Origin of the sequence: Pseudomonas sp. RW407, from assembly GCF_003176655.1 — a bacterium.
Taxonomy (GTDB): domain Bacteria; phylum Pseudomonadota; class Gammaproteobacteria; order Pseudomonadales; family Pseudomonadaceae; genus Pseudomonas; species Pseudomonas delhiensis.
In genome coordinates this window covers 2,039,771-2,046,742 of sequence record NZ_QGSL01000107.1, presented here as the reverse complement: position 1 = coordinate 2,046,742, position 6,972 = coordinate 2,039,771, and the positions used below count along the sequence as shown (strand labels likewise).

At 67.7% G+C, this 6,972-nt stretch carries 7 protein-coding genes; all 7 read right to left on the bottom strand.

The window, feature by feature from the left end; all coding sequences use genetic code 11:
• Positions 1-214: 214 nt before the first annotated feature.
• The gene (paaZ, locus tag DK254_RS33415) at positions 215-2,266 is read right to left on the bottom strand and encodes a phenylacetic acid degradation bifunctional protein PaaZ (protein WP_109937256.1); all 2,052 of its coding nucleotides are present in this window, start codon (positions 2,264-2,266) and stop codon (positions 215-217) included.
• A 346-nt stretch (positions 2,267-2,612) separates the two neighbouring features.
• Positions 2,613-3,689, bottom strand: a complete 1,077-nt coding sequence (gene paaE, locus DK254_RS33410; RefSeq protein WP_109937255.1) for a 1,2-phenylacetyl-CoA epoxidase subunit PaaE — start codon at positions 3,687-3,689, stop codon at positions 2,613-2,615.
• A gap of 25 nt (positions 3,690-3,714) precedes the next feature.
• Entirely contained in the window at positions 3,715-4,248 is a 534-nt protein-coding gene (gene paaD, locus DK254_RS33405; RefSeq protein ID WP_109937254.1) for a 1,2-phenylacetyl-CoA epoxidase subunit PaaD, read from the bottom strand.
• Positions 4,235-4,996 (bottom strand): 1,2-phenylacetyl-CoA epoxidase subunit PaaC, encoded by a 762-nt coding sequence (gene paaC / locus DK254_RS33400; RefSeq protein ID WP_109937253.1) that lies wholly within the window; start codon positions 4,994-4,996, stop codon positions 4,235-4,237. Before paaC ends, paaD begins: the two co-directional genes overlap by 14 nt.
• Before the next feature lie 10 nt (positions 4,997-5,006).
• Entirely contained in the window at positions 5,007-5,288 is a 282-nt protein-coding gene (gene paaB, locus DK254_RS33395; RefSeq protein WP_024764426.1) for a 1,2-phenylacetyl-CoA epoxidase subunit PaaB, read from the bottom strand.
• Positions 5,289-5,308: 20 nt separating this feature from the next.
• On the bottom strand, positions 5,309-6,301 hold the full coding sequence (gene paaA, locus DK254_RS33390; protein ID WP_109937252.1) for a 1,2-phenylacetyl-CoA epoxidase subunit PaaA: 993 nt from the start codon (positions 6,299-6,301) through the stop codon (positions 5,309-5,311).
• Between the two features lie 374 nt (positions 6,302-6,675).
• The coding region (locus tag DK254_RS33385) for a DUF1428 domain-containing protein (RefSeq protein ID WP_109937385.1) at positions 6,676-6,972 on the bottom strand (297 nt) is incomplete at its 5' end.

The following is a 6,972-nucleotide window of genomic DNA, read 5'->3' as shown; positions in this document are numbered from 1 at the left end:
TGGGCTCCTACTCGTGCTCGCGACACCGCGGACCTGCAGCTTGCCTCCCGTCGCTCTCACCTTCGATCCTATCGAAAGTCGCAGACACAAGCGGACTCCGTCCGCGATTGGCATCGGCCACGCCGGACGCCCCGGTGGCACGGGCAACCGCGCGCGAATGCAAAAAAAGACCGGCCCGCAGGCCGGTCGAGGGTGACACCGGAGTTGGCGACGATCAGGCGCGCTTGAGCACCAGGGTGAGGATGTCGTAGCTGGCCACCAGCTCGCCGAGCTGGTTGGTGACTTCCACGTCCCAGGCCACTACGCCTTGTGGCTCGCCCTTGGGGCTCTTCTTGCCCTGGTCGATCTTGCGCTTGCAGGTCAGGCGGGCCTGGATGGTGTCGCCGATGCCCACCGGGTTGATGAAGCGCAGGGTGTCCAGGCCGTAGTTGGCCAGCACCGGGCCGACGCCGGGGGAGACGAAAAGACCGGCGGCCGCCGAGAGCACGAAGTAGCCGTGGGCGATGCGCTTGCCGAACTGCGAGTCCTTGGCCGCCAGTTCGTCGAAGTGCATGTAGAAGTGGTCGCCCGACAGGCAGCCGAAGTTGACCAGGTCGGCCTCGGTGACGGTGCGGCGGTGGGTCAGCAGGGATTCGCCGATCTTCAACTCGTCGAAGTAGCGGCGGAACGGGTGTACCTCGCTCTCGTAGACCTTGGCGCCGCGCACGTATTCGCCGGTGACCGCCATCAGCATGGTCGGCGAGCCCTGTACCGCGGTGCGCTGCAGGTAGTGCTTGACCGCGCGCAGGCCGCCCAGCTCCTCGCCGCCGCCGGCGCGGCCGGGGCCGCCGTGCTTGAGCACCGGCAGCGGCGAGCCGTGGCCGGTGGACTCGGCCGCGGATTCGCGGTCGAGGATGTGCAGGCGGCCGTGCAGGGCGCCCATGGCCGGGACCACCTTGGCCGCCACCAGCGGATCGCGGGTGATCAGGCTGGCCACCAGGCTGCCCTTGCCGCGGGCGGCCAGGGCGATGGCTTCGTCGAGGTCGTCGTAGGCCATCAGGGTGCTGACCGGGCCGAAGGCCTCGATGTCGTGGGCGCCGCCCTCGGCGTGCGGGTCGCGGCTGCGCAGCAGGGTCGGGGCGAAGAAGGCGCCTTCGCTGACGCCTTCGCCGCGCGGGGCGAAGCCGTCTTTCGCGCCGAATACCAGTTCGCTGGATTTCAGCAGGGCTTCCACGCGCTCGGCGACGTCGGCCTGCTGGGCGTGGGAGGCCAGGGCACCCATCTTCACGCCCTCCACCGCCGGGTCGCCGACCACCACCTTGGCCAGGCGATCACGCAGGCGCTCGGCCACCGCGTCGATGTGCCTGGCGGGGACGATGGCGCGGCGGATGGCGGTGCATTTCTGCCCGGCCTTGACGGTCATCTCGCGGGCCACTTCCTTGACGAAGAGGTCGAATTCCTCGTCGTCCGGGGTCACGTCCGGGGCCAGGATGGCGCAGTTCAGCGAGTCGGCCTCGGCGTTGAACGGCACCGAGTTGCGGATCAGGTTGGGGGTCACCCGCAGCTTGGCGGCGGTGTCGGCCGAGCCGGTGAAGGTGACGATGTCCTGGCCCTGCAGGCGGTCCAGCAGGTCGCCGGTGCCGCCGATGATCAGTTGCAGGCTGCCGGCCGGGAGCAGGCCGGATTCGTGCATCAGGCGCACGGCGGCTTCGGTCACGTAGCTGGTGGCGGTGGCCGGCTTGACGATGCAGGGCATGCCTGCCAGGAAGCTCGGCGCGAATTTCTCCAGCATGCCCCAGATCGGGAAGTTGAAGGCGTTGATGTGCACGGCGATGCCGCCGCGCGGCACCAGGATGTGGCTGCCGGCGAATTTGCCGGTCTTGCCCAGTTGCATGGCCGGGCCTTCGTGGACCACGTTGCCGGAGGGCAGCTCGCGGCCGCCGACGCCGGCGTAGGCGAACAGGGTGCCGGCGCCGCCCTCGATGTCGATCCAGCTGTCGGCGCGGGTGGCGCCGGTGTGCCGGGAAATCTCGTAGAGCTGCTCCTTGCGCTCGGTCAGGTACAGGGCCAGGGCCTTGAGGCGCTGGGCGCGCTGCTGGAAGTCCATGGCCATGAGTTCGGCCAGGCCCTGCTGGCGGGCGTGGGCCACGGCTTCGGCGAAGTCCAGGGCCTCTTCGTGGGTGCGCGCGACCAACTGGCCGTCGAGGGCGCTACGCAGCGCCTGGGCGCCATGCTGGCCGATCCAGCGGCCGCCGATGAAACTCTGCAGGGTGGGCTCTTGGGCCATCACTCTATCCTCCAAAAGGTACGCAAGGGTGCCGGCCGGGGCCGGTGACCGCCGCGCCGGGTGGGCCGCGGTGGCGTGTTGGAACGGTGGCGGTACGAAGCCGCCGGATAGGGACGCCGGGGGCCTTGTGGGCCCGGGGCGGTTGAATCTTTGCCTGTGTAGGAGCGAGCTTGCTCGCGAACCCACCCAGCGCCGGCCCTGCCGGCGAATCGCGGACAAGGTCCGCTCCTACGAGAGCCGTGCCTCCCCTGTAGGAGCGGACCTTGTCCGCGATCGATGTCTCCGCGCGCAACGAAACAGCGGCAGAGTGCGGTTCGCGAGCAAGCTCGCTCCTACGAAGAGCGGGTCAGAGCTGGTCGAAGTCGAGGACTACCTTGTCGGTCAGGGGGAAGCTCTGGCAGCTCAGCACATAGCCGGCCGCCACCTCGTAGTCTTCCAGGGCGAAGTTGCTGTCCATCTCCACCTCGCCTTCGATCACCTTGCACTTGCAGGTCGAGCACACGCCGGCCTTGCACGAGTAGGGCAGTTCGGCGCCCTGGGCGTTGCCGGCGTCGAGCACGCTGACGCTGTTGCGCGCCAGTTCGAAGGACAGCTCGCGGCCGTCGCTGATCACCGTGACCTGGCTCTTGCCGCTGTCGGTCGCGGCGGCGGCCTGGCGGGCTTCGCGCTTGCTTTCGCTGCCGGCGGCGGCGAACAGTTCGAAGTGGATGCGCTCGGCCGACATGCCGTTGGCCCTGAGCTGGTCGCGCACGGTCTCGGTCATCGCCTGCGGGCCGCAGATGAAGGCGGCGTCGAGGTGCTTCACGTCCAGCCAGCGGCTGAACAGCTGGCCGCACTTGTCGGCGTCGATGCGGCCGTTGTACAGGTCCACGTCCTGCTGCTCGCGGCTGAACACGAAGATCAGGTTGAGGCGCTGCAGGTAGCGGTTCTTCAGGTCCTCCAGCTGCTCGCGGAACATCGCGGCGTTGCTGGAGCGGTTGCCGTAGAGCACGGTGACGCGGCTGTGCGGCTCGGCTTCCAGGGTGGTCTTGACGATCGACAGGATCGGCGTGATGCCGCTGCCGGCGGCCACCGCCAGGTAGTTGCCGTGGCGCGCCGCGTCCAGCGGCACGTTGAAGTGGCCGGCCGGGGGCATCACTTCCAGGCTGTTGCCGGCCTTCAGCGCTTCGTTGGCGTAGGCCGAGAAACGCCCGCCGGGCACGCGCTTGATGGCCACGCGCAGCTCGCCGTCGTTGACGCCGCTGCAGATGGAGTAGGAGCGGCGCACTTCCTCGCCGTCCAGCTGGGCGCGCACCACCAGGTGCTGGCCCTGCTCGAAGCGGAAGCTGTCCTGCAGGTCCCGGGGGACGTCGAAGGCGATGGACACGGCGTCGCGGGTCTCCGGGCGCACTTCCTTGATTTTCAGGCTGTGGAACTTGCTCATTGTTCTTCTCCGGCGGCGGCGCCGCTCAGATGCACTTGAAGTAGTCGAAGGGCTCGCGGCAATCGACGCAGCGGTACAGCGCCTTGCAGGCGGTGGAGCCGAACTGGCTGAGCTGCTCGGTGTGCAGGCTGCCGCACTGCGGGCAGCGCACTTCCGGCGTCTCGCCGAGCAGGCTGCGCTTGCTGGTGCTGCCGGCCGGCGGGGCGATGCCGTACTCGCGCAGCGCCTGGCGGCCGGCGTCGCTGATCCAGTCGGTGGTCCAGGCCGGGTCCAGGCGCCGTTCCAGAAGCGGCGCGGCGAAGCCGGCGTGCTCCAGGGCGTGCTGGATGTCCTGCTCGATGACCTCGGTGGCCGGGCAGCCGGAGTAGGTGGGGGTGACCACCACGTGCAGGTGCCCGTCCTGCCAGTCCAGGCCGCGGACGATGCCCAGGTCGACCACGCTGACCACCGGCACTTCCGGGTCCATCACCTGGCCCAGCACGCGCCAGGCCTGGCCGAGGTCGTCGGCGGAGCCCGGGCGCGCGCCGCGGTCGCTGGCGATCAGCTCACCAGGTCGCATCGGGGTAGGCCCGCTGGAGGAACTGCATCTCGGCCAGGAGGATGCCCAGGTGCTCGCTGTGCAGGCCGCGGCGGCCGCTGAGGTAGAAGTTCACCGCCGGTTCCGGCAGCGGCAGGGTGGCGCTGGCGAAGATGTCGGCGACCTTGGCGCGCCAGGCGGCGGCCAGTTCCTCGGGGTTCGGCGCCACGCCTGCGGCGAACAGGCGCTGCTCGACATCATCGGCATTCGTCAGTTCGACGGTGAAGCGCCACACCTGCGGGATGGCCGCGAGCATGTGCGCGTGGCTTTCCTCGGTGCCGTCGCCCAGGCGCTCGACCCACTCGCCGGAGCGGCGCAGGTGGTAGGTGACTTCCTTCAGCGCCTTGGCGGCGATGGCGGCGATGCGCGCGTCGCTGGAGTCGCTGAGGGCGCGCAGCACGTGGAAGTGCCAGGCGTCGTAGAGGAACTGCTTGGTCATGGTCACGGCGAAGTCGCCGTTGGGCTGCTCGACCAGCAGCAGGTTGCGGAAGGCGCGCTCGTCGCGGCGGAAGGCCAACTGGTCGGCGTCGCGGCCGTCGTCCAGCAGTTCCACTGCGTACTCGTACCAGTTGCGCGCCTGGCCGACCAGGTCGAGGCCGACGTTCATCAGCGCCAGCTCTTCTTCCAGGGCCGGGGCGCGGCCGCACCATTCGCACAGGCGCTGGCCCTGGATCAGGGCGCTGTCGGCGAGGCGCAGCAGGTATTCGATCTTGTCGTTATGCGGGTTCATGCACGCGATCTCACATGTGGCCGACTTCGGGCGGCAGCTCGTAGAAGCTGGCGTGGCGGTAGACCTTGTCCTGCGCCGGGTCGAACAGCGGGTCCTTCTCGTCGGGGGAGGAGGCGGTGATCAGCGCCGAGGGCACCACCCAGAGGCTCACGCCTTCGTTGCGGCGGGTGTAGAGCTCGCGGGCGTTCTCGATGGCCATCGCGGCATCGGCGGCGTGGACGCTGCCGACGTGCTTGTGGTTCAGGCCGTGCTTGCTGCGCACGAAGACTTCGAAAAGGGTCCATTCACTCATGGCGGTTATCTCCTCGCGGCTCAGGCGGCGTCGCGTTTCTGTTGTTTTTTCCGGGCATGGGCGACCGCGGCCTCGCGGACCCAGGCGCCACTCTCGATGGCGTTGCGGCGGGTGGCGATGCGCTCGGCGTTGCACGGGCCATTGCCCTTGAGCACTTCGTAGAACTCTTCCCACTGGATTTCGCCGAAGTCGTAGTGGCCGCGCGCGTCGTTCCACTTCAGGTGCGGGTCGGGGGCGGTGCAGCCGAGCAGTTCCAGTTGCGGCACGGTCTGGTCGATGAAGCGCTGGCGCAGCTCGTCGTTGCTCTGCCGCTTGATCTTCCAGGCCATGGACTGGGCGCTGTTGGGGGAGTGCTCGTCGCTGGGGCCGAACATCATCAGCGCCGGCCACCAGAGGCGGTTGATGGCGTCCTGGACCATGTCCTTCTGCGCCTGGGTGCCGTGGCGCATCATGGTCAGGAGGATTTCGTAGCCCTGGCGCTGGTGGAAGCTTTCTTCCTTGCAGATACGGATCATCGCGCGGGAGTAGGGGCCGTAGGAGGTGCGCTGCAGCACCACCTGGTTGACGATGGCGGCGCCGTCCACCAGCCAGCCCACCGCGCCCATGTCGGCCCAGTTCAGCGTCGGGTAGTTGAAGATGCTGGAGTACTTGGCGCGGCCGGAATGCAGCTTGGCGACTTCCTCGTCACGGTCGGCGCCGAGGGTCTCCATGGCGCTGTACAGGTACAGGCCGTGGCCGGCCTCGTCCTGGATCTTCGCCATCAGTTGCAGCTTGCGCTTGAGGGTCGGCGCGCGGGTCACCCAGTTGCCCTCCGGCAGCATGCCGACGATCTCCGAGTGGGCGTGCTGGGAAATCTGGCGGATCAGGGTCTGGCGGTAGGCGTCGGGCATCCAGTTCTTCGCCTCGATCTTGATCTCGGCGTCGATCTTCTCCTGGAAGGCGCGTTCCTCGGGGGACATCTCGTCCAGCGCCTTGACGCGCTTCACGCCGGTCTCGACCAGTTGTGCGTACATGCTGTGTCTCCAGCCTTTGTTCTGTTGTGGGGGAGGCCTTGGCCATGGCGCTATTTTTAAATGATACAGAAACCAATGTCTAACACTAAATAGTGTGTCGAATGTGTTTTTTGTATCGCTTTGGGAGTAGGCGCGGGGAGGGGAGCGATCGACGATGGGCGGTTTGGGGCGGATGAGCGGAGGAATATGCCGCTATCTGGCTGGAAAATTGGGGTTTCGTGGCGTTATTGGTCGTCCGGGAGGCCGGGGCTTCCCAGTGCGTCGGCGCAATGCTGGAGTGACGAGCGGAGGCTGGTAAAACGATACGTAAAATATGGGGCGTTCTGGATTGAATGTTTCCGATGGCGCCCGCCGGGGCGGGCGCCGCTGTCGGTTCAGGCGTCGACTATCACCTGGAAGCCGCCGAAGATCATGCGCTGGCCGTCGAAGGGCATGGACTGGAAGTTGTCCTTCAGGCGTGGGTCCTCCATGACCTTCTTCATCCCGGCGTCACGTACCTCGCGGGACGGCCAGGTGATCCAGGAGAACACCACGGCCTCGTCGTCCTTGCGTTTCACCGCCATGGGGAAGGAAGTCACCTTGCCTTCGGGGACGTCGTCGCCCCAGCACTCGACCACGCTGAGCGCGCCATACTCCTTGAAGACCACCGCCGCCTTGCGGGCCAGCTCGGT